We start from the raw sequence: 21,650 nt of genomic DNA, 5'->3' as shown, positions 1-21,650 counted from the left end.
TTTATGCAACAAAGAAACCTTTAATTGATCCCCGAAAATTGTATTTTCCGGCCAATTGGCTAACTAGATGACAACCACTAGTTGATTATTTTAATCAATGTATTTAGTTGACTGTCTATACCATTAAGCACCTGTTTCTTGTCTGCATGAATAACGATATCTGGTTCGGTTCCATTACCATCAAGTGTCCTACCATTTCTTTGAAATGAGAGCATCGTAGATATACTGACCTTAATATTTGAATTTTTCAAATATAGGGTTCTTGCATTACCACTTGAGCCATCTGTAGTTTCTCCTACTATTTTCACATTTGGCAGGCCTTTGAATGCACTTGCGAAAACTGACGCCGCGCTAAAGCTTTCTTCGTTCACTAAAATGTAGACAGGGTGTCTGTAGATTTCTTTACTGTTATTTAAGACCATATAAAAAGGTCCCTGGAACTTTGAAGTATCTATTGTATGTTGAAGTTTAAAGCTATTATTAAATAGGTCAATTGCTTTTCTGTCCTTGTTTGATAGCTGCTCAGAATTGTATGGGTACAGATACCGGTCAGTCATGGAATTTTCGTCTTGGATCATGCTATTATCTCTCCGTAAGTAGGTAACATTTGCAATCCAGGGAGATACTTTCGATTGAACAACATAACCTGCAAACGTTTGGAGAATCTCTCTGCTGCCTCCAGGGTTATTCCTGATATCAATGATTAACGCTTTCGTATCGGAGAACTTTGTGAGCGTGTTTTTTATAAAATTTTCAAGTCCCTTCACATCGTCATAGCTATACATCTCAGGAATCTTAAGATACCCAATACGATGATTGATTATTTTGCTTAATCCACTAAAGTCGCCCGCGAATACCAGTTGTCGCTCCAAAGCATTGTCTTGACTTAGCTTTGATACATAACCAAAATCAGCTCTGCTTAAACCAATGGTTTGAGTCTTCTCAATGGATCCAGAGCTGAAAACAACCTGAATGGTATCCGGACAACTCAAATTATTCTCAAATAGTAATGCGCCATATCTTTCAATAGCATGCGCTCCTCTGGTAAGTTTTGCTTGGTTTGGCGCTTGTTTATCTCTGTAGTTATACGCTCCAATCAATGTTTCCAAAGCTATTCCGTCTATGCTTTTGATGTATGGATATGACCCAAAATAATGCTTATAATTTCTGCTTTTCTCATCTTTAGTTAACCCTACAAGCCTCCCGTTTAATGATGCCACACCGAACGGCAGTGTTAAGTTATATGTCTTGTGTTTTTTTTGATTAAATGCCTCATTTTTCACGGACGAATGCCTATCGCCAATTTCTGAGAGAATTTCGGCTATTAAATGGGTTAAGTTGTCGATGTTAACCTTTGTTTCTTGACGACTAATGGAATCTACTAAATTTTTTATGGCCAACTCATAATTATAATTTGAAAGCTGGCTATATGAAGAAATGGATTTCAAGATATCCTTAAATTGAAGTAAATCGTTAACGGCATCAGCCTTGGATATATTTTCGGGTGGTCTAAGACTCGTTTTCGTTTCAACTATGGATTTGTTGTAAAGTACCGAGTTATTCCTGTTTTCAGCGGTAAATGTTCCTATATAGGTTTTTGATACATCATTTTTAATTAGTTGTAAGTTTACTTTTAAACAAGGCTGATAGCCCAATCCTTGTAGAACCTCTACTAGGTCTTCGGAGAATCGTTTCTGCCATTTCGAGCCGTATTGTTTTTTGCAGAAAGCCAGCAACTCTTCTTTTTTAAAGACGTCTATTTTTTCCAGACAATACCATTCATTGTCAAATTCTACCATAGGCTCTTCGTTATCCCATCTAACAGCTGTGAAGGGAGATGTTTTTTTTAGTGCTAATTTTTGTCCAAAACTAAGTACTGAACAAAAGCCTAAAATGATAAGTATGAAATAGGTTTTCATTTTTTGTTGTTAATCGGGTATAGTCAAACGTATAGTAATTCGACGCCGTAAAAAAATAGGATAGACAAACGATATGTCTGGATAGATTAACTATGCTTCCTGACCGACTTAACCCCATCACATTTCTTTATATTTACACTTCAATGAATTGACCAATGTTTCAACTATCACATCACGCGACTCGGGTACTGAAGCGAATTCTTCATTTGATTTTTATTTCTGTGATAACGCTCGCACTTTTAATGCGCGCCTACAACTCTCTTACAGACGAGTGGCTGTTTTTTTTGACGAGTGCTGCTGTAGAAAACTTTTTACAGGTTCTGATAGCTTATTTGCTTTACTATTTTGCATTTCAATCCAATGTTAGCTGGAAAAAGATTGCTTATTCAATGTTCTTTACCGCCATACTACTAGCATTAGCCTGTCTTAAAGATTATAGGATTCATGCTGAAGTCACAGTAGAACAAACATTTGCATATTTTACAAGCTTTTTAGGCCAGTTACTTCTATTTTATTTGGTTGTTTATGTAATCAATCACTTTGAGTCTTTTGGAAGATATCAAAAGCTGCAGAAGGAACTCGGCCGGGCAAAAGAGCAATTGTTACGAAATCAATTGCATCCGCACTTCTTATTCAATGCATTTAATTCTCTATATAGCTTGTCTTTGAAAAACGATCCCGAGACACCGGATTACATTTTGAAGTTATCAGGTATGATGCGCTACCTTACGGATGATACTCACCGTGATAAGGTGCCGTTGAAAAAGGAAATAGACTTTATTGAGAAATATATCGCCATTGAAAAAATACGATTTGGTCAAGATGCCCGAATACAATTGATTGTTGATGCATCTATTGAGTATAACAAGTGGATTGAACCATTTCTTTTGGTAACATTAGTAGAAAATGCTTTTAAACATGGATTTTATACCAATATTAAAGATGCTTTTGTTAGGATTAATGTGCGTACTAAAGACAAAGAGTTGTTTTGTACTGTTGAAAACAGTCTCTTTGAAAAACAACATTTCCAGGAAAGTAACCGCGAAGGAAAAGGACTGGAAAATTTGAAGAAACGTCTGGAACTACTGTATCCAAATAGTTCAAGTTTTAGGATTTGCCAGACACAAGATACCTATACTGTACATCTTAAAATTATAGTTAATGAACTTGTATAAAGTAATAGTAGTTGACGATGAGTCTTTGGCTGTAGATGTCATAACCCATCATTTAAGTCGATTTCCAAATTTCGAAGTGGTTGAAACTTTTACAGATTCGGTTGAAGCATTTAAATTTCTAAAGGAAGGCCATCATGTAGATCTTGTTTTCACAGATATTGCGATGCCAGACATCTCTGGAATAGAGCTTGTTAAATTATGTATGACAAGCTCCAGATTTATCATGACCACTTCATTTAGTCAATATGCCGTTGAGAGTTTTGATTTGGAAGTTATCGACTACCTGTTGAAACCAATCCCATTTGAACGTTTTTGTAAAGCAATTGCACGTTTTGAAAGTCTGAAAAACATACCTGGTAAAGTAATAGCTGAACCTTCATTCTTCGTTAAAGAAGGGGATGAATTTATTAAGATCCTGGTAAAAGACATAGATTATATTGAAGGGTTGAAAGACTATGTTAAAATTATTATCGGCAATAATTATTGCCTGGCACTTAAATCCTTGAAATCGATTGAAGATGTATTAAGGCCTCATAAATTTATGAGGATACATAAATCATATATTGTTCCTTTAACTAAAATAAGTCAGTACAACGGGAAATATGTAATCATCAACAGTTCGGAAGTTCCAGTTGGAAATAATTACAGAGAAAATCTTAAGGCTTATCTGAATAATAATAAATTATGACCAATTCATTAAAAAGTATACAGTTTCTTCGTAAAAACTAAATCACCTTGGCCTTGTTTTATAACAAACCAATATGCTATGGAACCTAAAGAAGAAAATAAGCTGGATGCTGATAATGCATTGATTTTATCAGCGGAACAAGATTCAAATACGCCAGAGAGGCCAATCGACGAAGAAGCTAACAATGGATATAACTCAGCAACCGATACCGGAAATAGTAACGAAGATCTTGAACTTAATCCAGATGATGATCCGGATACTAATCTGGATGAAAATGATCTGGATGCGTTAAATGGTCAGGACATTGATGAAGAAGATGACGAACTTTTATAAGGTTACTGATACTGGATATAAATCGGACTGGGTTTCAACGCTAGAATCTCTTTCGGCGTTAACATACGATTTGGGGCGTTCCTGATATCGTTTTTATAAAACAGTTTAAAACCGGTAAACTGTACCGGTTCCTGCGTCATGAAATTTCGATACGTGTTCTTTTTGGATTCAGGACTACCCCAGCCATCCATATCCATCACAATCTGGATTTCACTGCGTAGTTTGATCGCTTGGTAATTGGTCACCATACGTTTGGTGAACCGATGTATCACAAAAATCTTCGGGGGTAAGTTGTATTTTTTCACCAGGCCCGCCAAATACCCGGTAACGTAGTTGATATCTTGAGCGTCAAATGTACCAATACGTTTTCCAGGGACACTGCCTTCTTTCATGGAAAATTCCGGATCAATCCCGAAATGCACATTCGGCATACTCAAATATTTCTCCAGTAATGGAAGTTCCTTTTCCACAGTGCTGAACCCGACCTGGATATCCAGAAACACAAGTGCATTGATGCTTTTGGCCATACTTAATACACTGTCGATCTGTTTGAAAGGCATGCGTAGGTTATGCAGTCCGTTCCGACCAGGATCGGCCTGAGCGGTTACGCAAATATAATGTAGAGCAGGTACTACCGGGGTGTTCGGATCGGCGGTTTCCCAGTTTCTAACTTCCTCCTTGAGCTTAGCCAGCATCACCGATGGCGGATATTGACCCAGTATCCCCATGTTTTTGGAGTACATATTACCGTAGTACGCCACTACACGCTTAAAGGGTAATATCGCGCCAGGCAGGGGATATGCAGCGCTTACCACGGGCCACTTACCGGTAGCATCCCCATTAGCTAGCCGTTTCAGCAAAGATTTATAATGTAGGGTGTCTAAACTGATTGGACTGTTCATCAAGGAATCTTTATTGGCCGAAATAGTTTGCGCAGAGGCTATGTTTATCGTGAAGATTACAGAAACTGCCAGTAATGTCAGCGAACTCAATAAATTTTTTGGGCGCTTATGATGATTTTGTATAGTTGTCATATTTAGATGTGATGTGGTGCTAAGTTAGCAATGATAATGAAATATATGCTGGCGATACGATTGCGGCGTGATAACTAATGATTTTTTAGCAAGAAGAGATTGCTATGGCAATACAGTTTTTAAAGCTTTATACTTGCTTAGAGCCGATATCCCCGTATTTGCATACCTTTGGCCATAATCTCCCTACACATATGCAACAAACACTTTTCTGTCTTTCTATTTTCGTCGTCATTGCTACTTTAATACCGTTCATTCGACACGACTATTGGATTTTTAGGGTGTTTGAATATCCAAGGCTACAAAAATTGGTGCTCAATTTCTTACTGATAGTAATAAGTCTTTGGTTTTGGCCTGTAGAGAGCCATCAATTGATCGGCTTTGTGCTATTGGTGGTTAATCTTGTGTACCTGGTATATCTTGTGCTGCCGTTTACCATTTTTGGCGTTAAGCAGATTGTTTCTTCAACAAAACCAGAAGGAGAGAACAACATATCCTTGCTGGTTGCAAACGTTTATCAGGATAACAGAGAGAGCGAAAAATATCTAAAGCTGATTGAGCAATGTAATCCTGATATAGTACTCATGGTTGAAACCAATCTTTGGTGGCAGCAGCAGATGGACAAAATTGGCGAGGGTTATCCCCATCAGCTTAAAATGCCGTTGGAAAATACTTATGGGATGATTTTTTATTCCCGACTTGAACTTCGGAATGGTAGCATCAATTTTCTTGTGGAAGATGATATACCTTCGATACAAGTTGAAGTTAAGCTAAATTCTGGTCAGTGGTTAAGATTGTATTGCTTGCATCCTGAGCCTCCTGTTCCCCAGGAAAATCCAAGGTCGACAGAGCGGGACAAAGAAATCCTGATGGTGGCAAAAATGGCCAAGGAATGTGAACTTCCAGTAATAGTTATGGGCGATCTGAATGATGTAGCATGGAGCTACACTACGGAACTTTTCGGTAAGGTTTCTGGCTTGCTCGACCCGAGGAGAGGTCGCGGTTTTTTCAATAGCTTTAACGCCAAATACTTTTTTCTGCGCTTTCCGCTCGACCACATCTTTTGCTCCGCCGATTTTACGCTCTCTGGTATCAAACGGATGAACAGCTGTGGTTCTGATCATTTTCCCATGTGTATTAACTTTCAGTATAGCCCCGGATTAAAGAAATTGAACAACGAGCCGGTTGCAGATGCCGCAGACATTGAATTGGCGGAAGAAAAGATCAATGTAGAAACTGAAATTCGCTAAATATAGGTTTATATCAATAGTAGTTTATTCTTGATATCTTCATTAAAAGAAGAAGCGCTTTTTATTCGGCTGTTGCTAGTATCGCTTAAAGTGAAAACGAAGCCACCTTTAAAATATTTCTGGATTTCCTTGACTTTGTGCTTATTGAGAATGAAGCTTCGGTGTACCCTGATAAATTCTGGCGGCAAACGACTCTCAAGATATGTTAACGAATTATCAAGTAGCTTTTCGTCATCGTAAGTATGCAGGAAAACATATTTGTCTTTGGCTTCAAAAAAATAAATATCACTTACAGATATCAGTTGTATTTTAGGGCCTGTTTTTACCGGAATAGTGGTGATGTATGCTTTGGCCTCCTTTTCCTGCTCGATCTCTTTTATTTTCGCAAAAACTTCTGCCTGCTCATTTTTTCGGTTTAATACACGCTGCATAGTTATAGCAAGCCGGTCGGAAGCGACAGGTTTGAGCAAATAATCTAATGAATTCTTTTCAAAAGCGGTCACCGCATATTCATCAAAAGCGGTCACAAAAACAATAAGCGGCTGATAGATCAAGCGACTCATTACACCGAATCCGTTAATTTCCGGCATTTGTATATCCAAAAATACCACATCTGGACGTTCTGCGTTGATGAGCTTAACAGCCGAAATACCGTCTGAAGCAATGCCTATGACATTGATTTGTGGAAATACCTGCAGCTCATTTCGTAAACGTTCAACGGCCACCGGCTCATCATCCACTAAGACGGTACTAATTTTTGTGTGGGATAATAATGCGCACATTTTTTTGAGGTTTGTTAATGAGTTCTAATGAATAATCGTTTCCGTAAAGCAATTTCAATTTGTTCATGATAATAGATAGTCCATGCCCTGTGCCAGGTACTTCAGGGAAGTCTGAACCGGAGTCACCAACCATCAGTACCATTCTTTGATCGTCAATAGTAATTTGAACAGTAATCAGGCCCTGTGATGCCGATTGCTCAATACCATGCTTTACCGCATTTTCGACCAGTGGCTGTAAAATAAATGAAGGTATCTGCTGGTAAACGATTTCTGGTTCAACATTGATCTGATACTTTAACCGGTTTCCGTACCGTATCTGTTGCAGTTGCAGGTACGTATGTACAATATCCAGCTCATCTTCAATACTGTGTAAACCAGTACTCGTTTTATTTATGGTAAACCTGAAAAATTTAGAAAGCAACAAAATCATCTCCTCCGCTTTAGAAGCGTCAGTTCTGATCAGACCTGCAATCGTGTTGTGTACATTGTACAAAAAATGAGGATTAACCTTTGCCCTTAACAATTCCAGTTCGGCTTCTGCCTGCTGCTTTTCTAATTGTAACAAACGATATTGCTGGTTAATCAACCTGTTATTCAAATTCTCTTTCGCTTCTTCACTCACATAGATAGGGAGACCAGTTACCAATACGATCAAAATATTAAGCACATAAATATTACTTCCGCTAAATAATACGAAACGACCAGATGGTGTTAAAAGTGTTTGCGACCAAAGGCTAAACCCCGTACCGAGCAATGCAGCAATGCAGAGTAAAATAATCATAATCAGTATCTTCAGACTTTGGTAAGCGGTAATCCATAAAAAGTAGCGCCTCTGGTAGACGCAGGTCATCATCAGCGAACCAATTACCATTGTCGAAATCAATGAAGTGACGATACGCTGCCAATGTGGGTCGTAAGAAAAATATAAGTAGCCACCAAACGAGATCCCGATTAAAAGGCAGATCAGTAACGTTTTAACCAATGGGGGCATAGCTGGAGACGACTTGTTTTCGTTGAAGTTTTGAGTCATTATTGAGTCTGATGAAGATAGCAAGAATCCAGCACAAACCTAGAACTGATGGCAGGAACTGGCTGTAAGGATGGTATTGAGGAAATACAGTGCCAGCAAAGGCCGATGCAAGTCCACTTAAAGCACTGATCATTTTATAGGCATGTTCATAATAAACCGCCTTTTTACGAGCGATGTTGCTCTGCCAGTTTTTTGATAAATCGTATGCCGTAACCAACAGTAATGCACCCAGTGTGGAGTAAACAACTACCGGCGACCAATATAGACCTGATGACTGCAGACTATACAAATACCGACCTCCAACGGCTATTATTGCCAAAGGCATCATCAAATCGATTAACCTGGGTTTGTTCCCTTTCAAACGTACGGCACGGATTCCACTAAAACAGTTGTAGCCACTTAATAAGGTGATTACAAGCAGGAAACTGTTCCGGTTAAACACAAATATTCCAGTGAGCCCAGTTACTACCACCAGGCTCATCATCCACACAAACCACCAGCCGAATTTTACATGCCATCTTTTCTTTTTGTAAAAGATCGCGGTCATAAGACCCAGGCATAATGCTAATGAACCTGCAATGATGTGGATGAAGATGTTTGTTTGATGTAGAAGTTGCATACTATTTGTCCTTTCGATTTCTACAAAACACGTAATCTTAAGTGGCATGAGATAGTGTTTTCTGACAGGATCGGGTATTAAGGCGATGAAACACATCGGGACTCGGCCCAACCCTTATTTAGGCACTTTCAGCAGGTAGTTTACCCAGCCCGTCATCTTTTGCAATGATCGATTTCACAAACCCAATACTTTAGCCCTAATCAATCACTAATTGGATTTTACTATATGAAAAAAATTGAAGCTTTGGGCTTAAGCTTGCTTCTAAACATTTCTCTGTCTTACGGGCAAACCATCGAAACACAGATAAAGGTTATCGGAATTAGATCCGAACGGGGAAACATCAAATTAACCATTTTTAAAGACAGCGAGGGATTTGAAAAATCTCAGCCTGTCAAAAACCTAGTTTTTCAGAAAAAAGCTATTGTCGGCGGAAACCTGATCTTAACTTTTAAGATCGAGCCGGGGATTTATGGAATTATTCTACTGGATGATGAAAATAGCAATGGCAAAATGGATAAAAATTTTATAAGAATGCCAAAGGAAGGATTTGGGTTTTCAAACTTTATGATGAAGTTCAAAAAGCCTTCCTTTGACGATTTTAAGGTTAACTTGACATCCGATCCGAGCAAGACTGAGATTAAGGTCAGGTACTTTTAGCGAATCCTGATGCAGGAACAGATAGTCCACTAAAATTTAAACCGTCATGTAATCAAAGTTAATTGATGACATGGCGTAATTTCATCGATAGGATCGGATGTGGCTTACCGGCAGCATCTTTATCAAACCTTTCGGTGACTTCAAAACCAAGATGTTGGTAGAAATTTACGGCGGGAATATTTTGTTCATTTACATCGACATTGTTAGCGCCATGTTTATCGATAGCAAAATGGATAAGTGCTTTACCGATTCCCTGACCTATAAACATCGGTCTAATGAATAGCATTTGAATGAAATTACCATTGAGACCTATGAAGCCATGTATTTGGTATTCATCCCTAATGTAGTAAAGATTCTGTGCATCAAAATAGTAGTCATAGATCAATAGCTTATAGTCCTGAATCTCACTTTGACTGAGGAATCCATGTGTGGCTACGACAGATTCTTCCCAGAGGTTGATGAGCTCGTCATAATCACTTGCTTCTGCCGCTAATATTATTGGACTCTTGTCAATTGGTTGAGCATCTATATTCGTCCGCATTAAATCCAAAATCTACCTCCAATTACAGAAATGGCGCGTTCGCCAACATCAATATTAGATGTGCCGGAAGAGTTCAGAGTAAGGTGCTTAATCTGTCTAATGAGGATTTTCGCAATTGCAGTATCCATGTTTTCTGGTTGATGTCTCTTTGGAACATTTTGCGCACTGTAATGTTTCGTTTTTCCTCAATTTCCAATCGTCCTGCATGTGCAGTAATCTAATTGGGCAGATGGATCGATCGGTAACGGGTAGGAAAGCTTACTGTGAAAACCACAGCAACTTCGTTTAACATCGAGTTCTTATGAAATCATCTTGATTTTTAATGGTACGGGTGGAAACTAAAAAAAATGTACATTCGTGGATACCGAATATCTTCCTTCTTCGTTTTATGCCTTCAGTCTACAAGATTTCCATTGGTTTTGCAACGTGTTTATTCCTAAGTGTAGGTTTGTGCCGTTCACAATCCCTACCTTCAATCAAATATATTGGCGTAGAAAACGGACTGTCGAATAACATCGTTAACTCGCTTTATCTTGATAGGTTTGGGTTTATGTGGATGGGCACTTACGACGGCCTCAACAGATATGATGGTTACAATTTTAAGATATTTAGGAATAGCCAGGGTGTTGGTAATTCTTTAATAAATAACCACATTACTGTACTTAATGGCGATGATCTCAACAGAATTTGGATCGGCACCCAGAAGGGTATTTCATACTATAGTTATGCTGATTCTAAATTTCATAAATTACTTTTTTATAATAACGGTAAGCAAGATACCCTAACGGCATCGGTCAATTCTATAGCAATTAGTAAAGCTGGTTCAATATTTATATCTACGGAAGAAAATGGCCTCTTTGTGCTAAAGAAGGACGCTGTCATTGCCGGCAGAATATTACTGAATGAAAATAAAGATTATGCTCTTAAAGCACTTTGTTTGTCTAATGATGGTAAATTATGGATGTATGTCAAAGATTTTGGCCTTTGCAGTTACAATCCCATCAATGGTAAAATAAAACTTATTAATTCCGAAATAAGAAATGCAACGAAAATAATTTGTGGAGAACAGAATATATTATGGATTGGTACAGAAGCCGGCCTCTACAGATATGATATTCAAAATAATATCATAGATAAACTTGATGGTTATCAAAATAACGATAACATTATGAATTTGATGCTGGATAGGCAGAAGAAACTGTGGATTTCTACTGATGGCTCTGGAATTTATATTTACGATACCCAAGGCAAAAAGATAACTCGTTTGTTGGCAGGGAGGGAAAAAGGGTTGCTAAGCAGCAATTCGGTAGCGCAGGTTTACGAAGACAAAGAATCTAGAAAATGGATTGCTACCTTGAGAGGTGGGATAAACGTGATCGATCAGCAAAGTGCACAATTCCAGACTATTAAACATGATGCACTAAAATCGAACTCACTTATTAATAATTTTGTGCTTTCTTTTAGTGAGGATGAAAACCAGAATGTATGGATCGGGACCGATGGAGGTGGGCTGAGTCACTGGAACAGGAAGCTCAACACTTTTACCAATTATATAAAAACAAATGACCCGGGTTCACTCAAGAGCAATTTTATAACCAGCATTTTGAACGATTCAGATAACAATGTCTGGATCGCGAGTTTTAGCGGCGGAATAGACCGATTTGACAAACGAGAAAAGAAATTTATTCACTATAGCTGTTACAATGACATTAAGAGGATAGAGGAAGTTAACATCTGGAAGCTTTTTCAGGATAGGGATGAGAACCTATGGGCCGGGACAACTAAAGGAGGGGCCCTTTATAGATACAATCAGAGCATGGATAAATTTGAACTATTTGATAATAGGCTCAAAGATATCCATGCCTTGTTTCAGGATGGTAAAGGTAACCTCTGGGCAGGCAATTATACCGAACTGATTAAAATAGACCCCATTAACAAGAGGCATGAATTTACAAAAGTAGATCTGGCGATAAGAACTATTAACGAAGATTCTAAAAGACATTTATGGATGGGGATCGAAGGAGGAGGACTTCTTCAGTTTGATCCAACAACAAAAAAAATCATAAAATATACAGAACATGACGGTTTGCCAAGCAGTTCAGTTTTAAATATCCTTGTCGATTCCAAAGATAATCTGTGGTGCAGCACCTACAATGGCTTATCTAAATTTGATATCAAAGAAAGAACATTCAAAAACTACTTTACATCTGACGGCCTGCAGAGCAATCAGTTTAATTACAATGCCGCTCTAAAACTTAAGGATGGTGCATTTTTATTTGGTGGAATCAACGGCTTTAATTTGTTTTACCCCGGAAATATCAAAGAAAATAAACGGATTCCCAAAATTGTACTTACGGATTTCAAGATCAACAATATCTCACTTGACTTGGATTCGAATTATAAAAACATGTCGATTGTTGATCTTCACGAAATTTCTGTCCCCTATAACTCTGCGATTTCTGTAGATTATGCGGCTATAGAGTTCTCTTTCCAGGAGCAGATTTCTTACGCCTATTATCTGGAAGGATGGGATAGGGGGTGGAATGAAGTGAATAAACTGACTACGGCTTATTACTCCAGATTAAATGAGGGCAAATATAAGCTGCACATAAAAAGTACAGATACTGAAGGTGTTTGGAGTACTAATGAAAAGATAATTTTGATTCAGATTTTACCCCCATGGTACCGGAGCTGGTGGGCGTATATTAGCTATCTGGTACTTTTGTCAATAGCTTATTATGTATTTCAGACCTATAGAAACAGGCAGAGAAACTTGAAGCACGAAGTTGAGATCACCAACTTGAAAATGGAGCGGGAAAAAGATTCAAATGAAAAGAAGCTTAATTTTTTTACGAACATATCCCACGAGCTCAGAACACCGCTAACGCTCATTGTTAATCCAATCAAGGATATTCTGAACAGCAAGGAATCCGGGCAGGAGAAAAATGATCTGACCGTGGTTTACCGCAATTCGAGACGATTGCTCAGTTTGGTAGATCAACTGCTTCTGTTCAGGAAGACAGAAAGCGAAAATGATACCTTAAATATTGTGAAAATAAATATTTTCAAGTTTTCCAAAGAGATATTTCTGTGCTTCGGCTATCTCGCGAAGAACAACAATATAGATTACATTTTCGACGGCAACGATGAGGACCTACACATTTATGCAGATAGAGATAAGTTGGAAATCGTGTTCTTTAATCTTTTATCTAATGCCTTAAAATTCACGCCAAATGGGGGCGCCGTGAAATTTAAAGTTGCGACCACAGCCAATGGAATAAAGGTTGAAGTGAGTGATAGCGGCCCGGGCATTCCTGATGGGGTTGGTGAAAAGCTGTTCGAGAAGTTTTATAAGGTTATGAATAAAACCTCATTAAAAATGGGCTTTGGAATTGGACTTTATCTAGCGAAGGTCTTTGTGGAACAGCACAAAGGCAAAATCTATTTTTTATCAGACCATGGTGTCGGCACAAGTTTTTTTATTGAAATGCCTGTTGGCGAAGCTCTTGATTATGAAGAGGGTAGGCTGGTAGATAGTGAGCTGACATATGCAAATGAGTTGATTGCTCATGACCGGAATGATGTGGAATTTTCAGAAAAGGATACGATTGGAAACCTGGAGCTGTTGATTTCTGATCTGCATTCTATCCTTGTGATTGATGACAACTCGGAAATTATCGACTACATTAATCAGATTTTTAAGGATAATTTTAAAATTTATAAGGCAACCAATGGTATTGCTGGATTGAATGCCTGTAAGGAGTTTTTGCCTGATGTCGTAATCTCCGATGTGAATATGGATGGCCTGAACGGTATCGAACTTTGTAGAGCGATTAAAGAAGATTTGGCCCTGAGCCATATTCCTGTTATTCTGCTTACCGCAGATCCGAATACCGAAATACGGCTGCAGGGAATAGAAGTCGGTGCGTACGATTTTATCAGTAAACCTTTTGATAAAGAGCTTTTTACTGCTAAAATAAATGGAGTCATCAAAAACAGAATAAACCTGCAATCTTATTTTTATAATGAAATTACCCTAAAATCAGATGCGCACAAGGTTTCCGAGGAGGATAGGGGCTTTTTGCAGAAATGTATAGACATTATAGAAGGCAATCTGACAGAAGACAGTTTTAATGTAAAAACGTTGGCCTCTGATCTGGGCATGAGTCACTCCAATTTATACAAAAAGATTAAGGCTACTTCGGGTCAGTCCATCAACGGCTTTGTTCGTTTTATAAGATTGAGGAAGGCGGCCGAACTGCTTATCAATACCAATCTGAACATCAATGAAGCCTCCTTCAGGGTTGGCATGAATGATGTAAAATATTTTAGGGAACACTTTCAAAAACTCTTTAAATTAACGCCTTCTGAGTTTGTGAAAAAACATCGCAGAACATTCCACAAGTACTATAACCTCAACTCACCGAATTAAGGTTAGCTTAGATATGATTTACAGTAATTGTATTCAAATATTAAATCGTCCCCTCTTATTTATGAATTCCCCCCCTAAGCAAGCATTTGCAATTTCGGTACTTCGTTTAACCAAATATCGAAAATTGAGCAGTCAAAATTATGAAGCTAGCTTTGTAGCTAAGTTGGTATTATCTTTATGGTTTTCCATTGTCTGCGCCATTTCCGCAAAAGCGCAGAACATAGAAGTGAGCACAATTGCAAATAATGGTTGGGCGAGTAATTCTGTTAATGCCGTGATCTTCCGAAAAAATTCGCTTGTAACATTCAGAAATCACCAATATGCAGCTTACTATGATTCTGACCAGTTTGTTGTAATCGCAAAGCGCTTATCAGGAGCCAGAAGCTGGCAAATCCAAAGGACGCAGTACAAAGGCGATGCAACTGATGCTCATAAGTCAATCAGCATTATCGTAGATGGTTCTGGTTTTCTACATGTAGCATGGGGGCAGCACAACAACGATTTGAATTATGCAAAAACAACTGCCCCAGGTTCACTACAGCTCGGCGAAAAATCGGGAATGCTTTCGGACAAGGAAAATAAAGTCAGCTACCCTGAATTCTATAAGCTGCCCGGCGGAGATTTACTTTTCTTTTACCGGGATGGTGGTTCTGGAAATGGGAATCTGATGATCAATCGCTATTCGGTCAAAAGCAAAACCTGGCAGCGTATTCAGGATGGAATGATTAATGGCGAGGGAAAACGAAATGCTTATTGGCAAGTTGCACTGGATAGATCAGGTGTGATCCACCTCTCATGGGTCTGGCGTGAAAGTCCTGATGTATCCAGTAACCATGATTTGTGTTATGCGAAATCTTTGGACGGTGGGCTGACTTGGCAGAAATCAACGGGAGAAAGATGTCAAATGCCCATCGTCGAGTCAAATGCAGAGTACGCCCTAAAAATTCCGCAGAAAAGTGATTTGATTAACCAAACCTCCATGTATGCTGACGAATCCGGAAATGTTTTTATCGCCAGTTATTGGAGAGGGCACGACGATGATGTTCCGCAGTTTCATATTGTTTTTAATGTTGGGCAAGGCTGGAGGTTTAACAGTTTGTCTTCTAGAAAAACCACATTTAGCTTAGGAGGCGGTGGAACAAAGAAAATCCCGGTCTCGCGACCTCAAATCCTGATCTGGCGTAATCATAAAAGCTATGCTGCTGGAGTTTTGTTTAGAGATGCCGAACGTGGGAGCAAGGTCTCTCTGGCTATAAATCAAGATATCCAAACGAATCAATGGCAGATTCAAGACTTAACGTCAGGAAGTGTGGGCGATTGGGAACCCAGTTATGATACTGAGCTCTGGAAGGATAAAAAGATTTTAAATCTTTACCTGCAAAACGTAATCCAGATAGATGGTGAGGGTATAACGGATATGAAGCCCTCAGCGGTGAAAGTGCTGCAGTGGAAACCGAAAATTAAGAGATAATGGATGACTCAAAAATAAAAAAACTGTTTAAATCGATCTGTTGCCTGCTACTTTGCCTCAGCCTTTCTCCAGCCAGGTTATCTGCGCAAAAAAAAGCGCCAGTAACAAATAAGAATATCGGCTATCTCTTTGTATATTTCACAGGAAACGATAAGACGGAAGAAGCAATACATTATGCAATAAGCAAAGACGGTTATCATTTCAGCGCACTGAACAATGATGAACCAATTATTTCTTCCAAAAAGATCAGTTCAACGGGAGGCGTTCGCGATCCACATATCTTACGCGGTGCTGATGGTAAAACATTCTATATGGTTGCTACCGACATGGTGTCAGCCAAAGGATGGGACTCTAACAGGGCCATGGTATTGTTGAAATCTACCGACCTGATTAACTGGACGTCTTCCGTTGTCGATATCCAAAAGCGATTTGCAGGCAACGAGAGCTTGTTGCGTGTATGGGCACCCCAAACCACATACGATACTGTAAAGAAAAAATACATGGTGTACTGGTCCATGAAACATGGGAATGAACCCGATAAAATATACTTTGCTTACGCCAATTCAGATTTTACTGACCTGGAAACTGAACCTATGCAACTATTCTTCAGCCCCACAAATGGCTCATGCATCGATGGCGATATAGTCTTCCACAATGGGAAATATAATCTCTTCTTTAAAACAGAGGGCAATGGCAATGGTATAAAAAAAGCTGTTTCAGATAAATTGACGGAGGATTATGTTTTGGAAGATAGATATCTGCAGCAAACAAGCGAGGCTGTAGAGGGCGCGGGCGTATTTAAACTTAACGGTAGCGATAGCTATATCTTGATGTACGATGTTTATATGAAAGGGAAATATCAGTTTACCACAAGTAACGATTTAGAAAATTTTAAGGTAGTTGATCAGGATATCTCTATGGATTTTCATCCAAGGCACGGCACAGTTTTGCCAATCAATCAGGCCGAAATGGAACGGTTGGTGGCGAAATATAAGGTTGATATTAAGGTAAGCCATAATCCGGTTCTAAAGGGATACTATGCGGATCCGGAAATAGTATATTCCCATAAAATAGTTTACCACCGTTTTACTCGACCTAAAGGCATAACCATGGGTAATGCGGCAGGCTATCACCGTGAAGTCTGTATAGATAGACTGGAATTCAACCGAGATGGAAGTATTAAAAAAGTTACACCAACGGTTATGGGAATTAAACCTGTTAAATAATAAAATTAACACATTTAAAAAAAAATATCAAATGAAAATTCTCTTTAAAAAGCTTTCATTAGCCTTTTGCATGTTGACATTAGTATCAACCTTTACATTTGGGCAAAAGTTGAAAGCGAAGCAAACAAAGGTTTTGACCGACAGGCAGTTCTGGTTGCATCAGTTGGATAAAATGGTTAAACCGGTTTTGTACAATCTTGCGAAAGATAGTTTGCGGATCAATATGCCTCAGGTAACCTCTATCCATATTGATAATAAAGAACATCGGATTAAAGTTCAGTATGTAGAGGTTCTTGGCAGAGTGCTGAGTGGCATAGCACCATGGCTACAACTCGAAGGTGGTGATGTTGCCGAAGTTGCATTGAGAACGCAATATCGGACTTGGGTAATTCAGGGTTTGAAAAACGCTCTGGATTCAAATGCGAAAGATTTTATGAATTATGATATAGGCGGGCAGCAGCTTGTTGATGCATCTTATATTGCATTGGCCTTTATTCGGGCGCCATGGCTCTGGGAACATTTGGATAAAAAAAATCAGGAACTAATGATGAAGTCTATCGTTACTACAAGACGATTTAAGCCAGTTTTTTCCAATTGGTTACTTTTTTCGGCAATGAACGAGGCCTTTTTGGCTAAATTCGGTTACACCTGGGATCCAATGCGTGTCGATTATGCCTTGCAGCAAATGGAGCAGTGGTACGTTGGTGATGGAATGTACAAAGACGGGAGTACTTATGCGTTTGATTATTACAACAGCTACGTTATTCATCCCTACCTGGCAACCATTTCGAATATCATTGGCACTAAAGGCAAAGACTACAGCAACATGTTCGAGAAAATTAGAAAGCGCAATGAACGCTATGCAATTATCCAGGAACGATTAATCAATGCCGATGGTACTTATCCAGCTACAGGGCGGTCGATTGTTTATCGCGGCGGGGCTTTTCATCACCTGGCTGATATGGCATTCAGGCAGGTATTGCCCAAACAGTTGAGTCCGGCACAGGTACGCTGCGCCCTAACCGCTGTAATCAGGAAAACCCTGGAAAGTCCAACTACCTACAAAAACGGATGGTTAACAATTGGATTATACGGTGCCCAGCCAGATTTGGGCGATTTCTATAATAATCAGGGAAGCCCGTATATCTGTACCAATATCTTCCTGCCCCTGGGTTTACCTTCCAGCGACCCTTTCTGGTCAGATCCTGCGGCAAAATGGAGTTCGCAAAAAATTTGGGGCGGCGAGGACTTTCCTAACGACCACAGCGCAGATTTGAGGTAATCACAGATTGAAGTTCCGTCTCCGAAAATCTGGAACTTCACGTGCAAAAAAAATAAATGTTAATTTTACGTTTAAAAAATTTTGTTTTGACCCAGAAACACTCATAAGGATGTTTTTGGTAGAATAAGTAACAATTTATCCCCTATTAATTACTGTATTGCCCCTCATCGGGCGTGTATAAATTATAGTTATTTGTTCTAACCAAATTTAAATCATTATGCTAAAAAAATTACCTTTACCACTCAGGTGCATGCTGGTATTGATTGCAGTAGCGCTTATTGCGACGATAAGTCCAATCATCCTTTATGCTCAAACAGCAACCAAAGATATAACAGGTGTTATATTAGATTCGAAAGGTACCCCGATTCCGGGTGTTACCATTAAGAATGAAACAACAGCCAAAGCCGCAATGTCTGACGGAAATGGACGCTATAAAATTGCGGCGTCAAAGGGAGAAACGCTAGTGTATACTTTTATAGGGTACGCTCGCAAATCAATCTTAGTCGGTGAGTCAGCACAAGTGAACCTAACGCTTGCCGAGGATGCTGACAAAGTACTTAACGAGGTTGTTGTTATTGGTTACGGTACGCAAAAACGATCTGATGTTACAGGTTCAGTAGTTTCTGTACCAAAGTCAAGGTTATCGCAATTGCCGGTGACCAACATCCTACAGTCTATTGAAGGTGCCGTTGCTGGTGTAAATGTAGCGACAACATCTTCAGTTCCGGGTAGCCAGCCCAATGCCTTAATCAGGGGACAAAATTCCATCACTGCTGGAAGTGGTCCGTATGTAGTTGTTGACGGTGTGCCGCTGAGCAAAACGGGTGGATCTTTAAATGACATCAATCCAAATGACATTGCGTCTGTTGAGATCTTAAAGGATGCTAGTGCTACGGCAATTTACGGCACAAACGGTTCAAATGGAGTGATCTTGATTACTACAAAAAGAGGGACAACAGGTAAGCCTGTAATTCGCTATAGTGGTTATGCAGGTATTGATAACCTTGCGCACATTTTACAGCCGAGCAGTGGTGCAGAATATGTTCAGAAATACGCTGATTTCCTGAAACAAACTGGTCAGGTGCAACAGCGCCCTGTTCCTAATATCAATGAACTCCCCGCATACAATGCAGGTAAAACAACAGACTGGTTAGCTGAAGCAACTCAACAGGGTGTAATTCAGGATCATAATGTTGGTATTTCAGGCGGATCAGAAGATGTTAAGTATTTTATTTCAGGTGATTATCTTAACCAAAAAGGTGTAATTAAAGGTTACGAGTTTAAACGTATTGGTCTACGCTCAAATCTGGATGTAAATGTAACTAGTTTTTTAACTGTAGGTACGTCACTGTTTTTGACAAGTAACAATTATGATGGTGGGAGAGCGAACCTCCTGTTAGCAACTGCAATGAGCCCTTACGGCCAGGAATATAATGCGAACGGCACCTACACCATTTATCCAATGAATCCTGAGCAACTTTACACCAACCCATTGTTGGGATTGACCACTACTCAAATAAGCAGGACAACGAACATCAATGGGAACGGATACGCTGAGGTTAAATTTCCCGGTGTTTTAACCGGTCTGAAATTTCGGTTGAATGCAGGTTACACCTACTTCCCAAAACGGGAAGGAAGTTATTACGGGCGACTAGCCAACGATCTGAATGGTACGGCAAGGAGTTTTAACGCCTCAACAAACAGTTATACCGTAGAGAATATTTTGACTTACGCTAAGGATATTGAGAAACACCACATCGATTTCACTGCATTATACAGTGCTCAGGAGCGGAAATACAATGAAACTACCGCAGGCGCTATTGGTTTTATCAATGATGAGCTAGGTTTGGACAACATTGGTGCAGGGGCTACTCAGACTAGTGGTTCTTACCGCGACCGTTATGGTATCAACTCTCAAATGGGCCGTCTGTTTTATGCTTACGACAGCCGTTACCTACTAACTTTAACGGCTCGAAGGGACGGTTCATCTGTTTTCGGTGCGAGTACAACAAAATATGGTGTTTTCCCATCGGCGGCTGTGGGTTGGAATATCAGCAATGAAAGTTTCATGAAAAATTCGAAACTGGTCAATAATCTTAAATTGAGATTATCATACGGTAAAACAGGTAATGAGGCAGTTGGTGTGTATAGAACAATTACTACTGATGGGACTTCACGCTCACCTTTTAACGGTATCAGTACAATTGGTGTACTCGCGGGCAACCTGGGTAACTCGAATCTGCAGTGGGAAACAACAAAAACGGCCAACATAGGGCTTGATTTTGGGGTTCTCAACAATAGAATCAGCGGAAGCGTAGAGGCCTATCAAAATAAAACAAGCGGTTTGTTACTGAACAGAAGTCTTCCGATTATCACAGGCTACAGCAACGTACTGGACAATATCGGCAAGACTTCGAACAAAGGTTTGGAAGTTACTTTAAATACGCAAAACTTTGCTGGCAAGGATTTTCGTTGGGAAACGATGGTTGTTTTTGCAACCAACAGAAATAAAATTACCGACTTATACGGCGATGGTAAGGACGATCTGGGAAATAGATGGTTCTTGGGCAAACCGATCAGTGTTGTCTATGATTACAAGATGACTGGGGTTTGGCAAAATGGAGAGGATGTTTCCAAGCAAGATCCCACAGCGAAGCCTGGTAGTTTGAAATTTGCTGATTTAAATGGCGACGGCAAAATTACAGGAGATGGTGACCGGATGATTTTAGGACAGACTACACCAAAATGGACAGGCGGCTTAACCAATACTTTTCACTACAAAAACATCAACCTGAGTATATTTATTCAAACTGCTCAAGGTATGACAAAAAACAATCCTGACTTAAGCTATGGGGATGAAACAGGACGAAGAAATACACCTGCTGAAATTGGCTACTGGACCCCCGAAAATAGGAGCCAAACCAGGCCCGCTTTATCCTACAATAACACACTAGGATATGCTTATGCATCAGATGCAAGTTACACCAGGATTAAGGATGTTACTTTAAGCTATGTTTTTGCTCAATCAGTATTGGAGAGACTTCACCTTGGTGGATTAACTGTTTATGCCAGCGGTCGTAACCTGCATACTTTTACCAATTGGGTTGGATGGGATCCGGAAAATAATTATTCAACAAGAGGTTCGGGCGATTGGACAAACAATTATCCGCTGACAAGAACTTTTGTATTGGGTTTAAATGTTTCCTTACGTTAA

General features: G+C 39.4%; 16 protein-coding genes. 10 read left to right on the top strand and 6 right to left on the bottom strand.

What is annotated here, in order from left to right:
• Positions 1-77: 77 nt before the first annotated feature.
• Entirely contained in the window at positions 78-1,919 is a 1,842-nt protein-coding gene (locus tag CLV32_RS17085) for a S41 family peptidase (RefSeq protein WP_133557746.1), read from the bottom strand.
• Positions 1,920-2,161: 242 nt separating this feature from the next.
• Between CLV32_RS17085 and CLV32_RS17080 the strand changes: the two genes are divergently transcribed.
• The 3 genes from CLV32_RS17080 to CLV32_RS17070 all read left to right on the top strand — a co-directional run bounded on the left by CLV32_RS17080 (position 2,162) and on the right by CLV32_RS17070 (position 4,115).
• Positions 2,162-3,094: a sensor histidine kinase gene (locus CLV32_RS17080; protein WP_208111039.1), complete on the top strand. Its 933-nt coding sequence runs from the start codon at positions 2,162-2,164 to the stop codon at positions 3,092-3,094.
• Positions 3,081-3,782: a LytR/AlgR family response regulator transcription factor gene (locus CLV32_RS17075; RefSeq protein ID WP_133557742.1), complete on the top strand. Its 702-nt coding sequence runs from the start codon at positions 3,081-3,083 to the stop codon at positions 3,780-3,782. Before CLV32_RS17080 ends, CLV32_RS17075 begins: the two co-directional genes overlap by 14 nt.
• A 78-nt stretch (positions 3,783-3,860) precedes the next feature.
• On the top strand, positions 3,861-4,115 hold the full coding sequence (locus tag CLV32_RS17070; RefSeq protein ID WP_133557740.1) for a hypothetical protein: 255 nt from the start codon (positions 3,861-3,863) through the stop codon (positions 4,113-4,115).
• Positions 4,116-4,117: 2 nt separating this feature from the next.
• Here the strand turns inward: CLV32_RS17070 and CLV32_RS17065 are convergent, their stop codons facing one another.
• Positions 4,118-5,149, bottom strand: coding sequence for a hypothetical protein (locus tag CLV32_RS17065; protein ID WP_133557738.1), 1,032 nt, complete (start codon positions 5,147-5,149; stop codon positions 4,118-4,120).
• Positions 5,150-5,340: 191 nt separating this feature from the next.
• Between CLV32_RS17065 and CLV32_RS17060 the strand changes: the two genes are divergently transcribed.
• Positions 5,341-6,396, top strand: a complete 1,056-nt coding sequence (locus CLV32_RS17060; protein ID WP_133557736.1) for an endonuclease/exonuclease/phosphatase family protein — start codon at positions 5,341-5,343, stop codon at positions 6,394-6,396.
• 8 nt (positions 6,397-6,404) lie between these two features.
• On the opposite strand, the gene CLV32_RS17055 is transcribed toward CLV32_RS17060, so the two are convergent.
• From CLV32_RS17055 to CLV32_RS17045, 3 genes are read right to left on the bottom strand one after another with little or no spacing between them, the layout of a single operon-like run.
• Positions 6,405-7,178 carry a LytR/AlgR family response regulator transcription factor gene (locus CLV32_RS17055; RefSeq protein WP_133557734.1) on the bottom strand — a complete coding sequence of 258 codons (774 nt, stop codon included), beginning with the start codon at positions 7,176-7,178 and terminating at the stop codon, positions 6,405-6,407.
• Positions 7,147-8,208: a sensor histidine kinase gene (locus CLV32_RS17050; RefSeq protein WP_133557732.1), complete on the bottom strand. Its 1,062-nt coding sequence runs from the start codon at positions 8,206-8,208 to the stop codon at positions 7,147-7,149. Before CLV32_RS17050 ends, CLV32_RS17055 begins: the two co-directional genes overlap by 32 nt.
• Complete coding sequence (locus tag CLV32_RS17045) at positions 8,153-8,875, bottom strand: DUF2306 domain-containing protein (protein ID WP_133557730.1); 723 nt, start codon at positions 8,873-8,875, stop codon at positions 8,153-8,155. The genes CLV32_RS17050 and CLV32_RS17045 overlap by 56 nt, the downstream gene beginning before the upstream one ends.
• A 177-nt stretch (positions 8,876-9,052) precedes the next feature.
• Here CLV32_RS17045 and CLV32_RS17040 point away from each other — a divergent pair, with 177 nt between their 5' ends.
• Positions 9,053-9,484, top strand: coding sequence for a DUF2141 domain-containing protein (locus CLV32_RS17040; RefSeq protein WP_133557728.1), 432 nt, complete (start codon positions 9,053-9,055; stop codon positions 9,482-9,484).
• 58 nt (positions 9,485-9,542) lie between these two features.
• Here CLV32_RS17040 and CLV32_RS17035 read toward each other — a convergent pair whose 3' ends face one another.
• The gene (locus CLV32_RS17035) at positions 9,543-10,025 is read right to left on the bottom strand and encodes a GNAT family N-acetyltransferase (RefSeq protein WP_133557726.1); all 483 of its coding nucleotides are present in this window, start codon (positions 10,023-10,025) and stop codon (positions 9,543-9,545) included.
• A 331-nt stretch (positions 10,026-10,356) separates the two neighbouring features.
• On the opposite strand from CLV32_RS17035, the gene CLV32_RS17030 reads away from it, so the two are divergent.
• From CLV32_RS17030 to CLV32_RS17010, 5 genes are all read left to right on the top strand, one after another.
• Positions 10,357-14,457 carry a hybrid sensor histidine kinase/response regulator transcription factor gene (locus CLV32_RS17030; RefSeq protein WP_166641969.1) on the top strand — a complete coding sequence of 1,367 codons (4,101 nt, stop codon included), beginning with the start codon at positions 10,357-10,359 and terminating at the stop codon, positions 14,455-14,457.
• Between the two features lie 124 nt (positions 14,458-14,581).
• Complete coding sequence (locus CLV32_RS17025; protein WP_243732344.1) at positions 14,582-15,928, top strand: BNR repeat-containing protein; 1,347 nt, start codon at positions 14,582-14,584, stop codon at positions 15,926-15,928.
• Entirely contained in the window at positions 15,928-17,154 is a 1,227-nt protein-coding gene (locus CLV32_RS17020; RefSeq protein ID WP_133557720.1) for a glycoside hydrolase family 43 protein, read from the top strand. Before CLV32_RS17025 ends, CLV32_RS17020 begins: the two co-directional genes overlap by 1 nt.
• Before the next feature lie 31 nt (positions 17,155-17,185).
• On the top strand, positions 17,186-18,436 hold the full coding sequence (locus tag CLV32_RS17015) for a DUF2264 domain-containing protein (protein ID WP_243732343.1): 1,251 nt from the start codon (positions 17,186-17,188) through the stop codon (positions 18,434-18,436).
• A gap of 217 nt (positions 18,437-18,653) precedes the next feature.
• A complete protein-coding gene (locus tag CLV32_RS17010; protein ID WP_133557718.1) occupies positions 18,654-21,650 on the top strand; it encodes a SusC/RagA family TonB-linked outer membrane protein in 2,997 nt (998 codons plus the stop codon).

Origin of the sequence: Pedobacter duraquae (genome assembly GCF_004362245.1) — a bacterium.
In the GTDB taxonomy this organism is placed as follows: Bacteria; Bacteroidota; Bacteroidia; order Sphingobacteriales; family Sphingobacteriaceae; genus Pedobacter; species Pedobacter duraquae.
The sequence above is the reverse complement of the archived record's forward strand: the minus strand, read 5'-3'. Positions and strand labels throughout refer to the sequence as shown.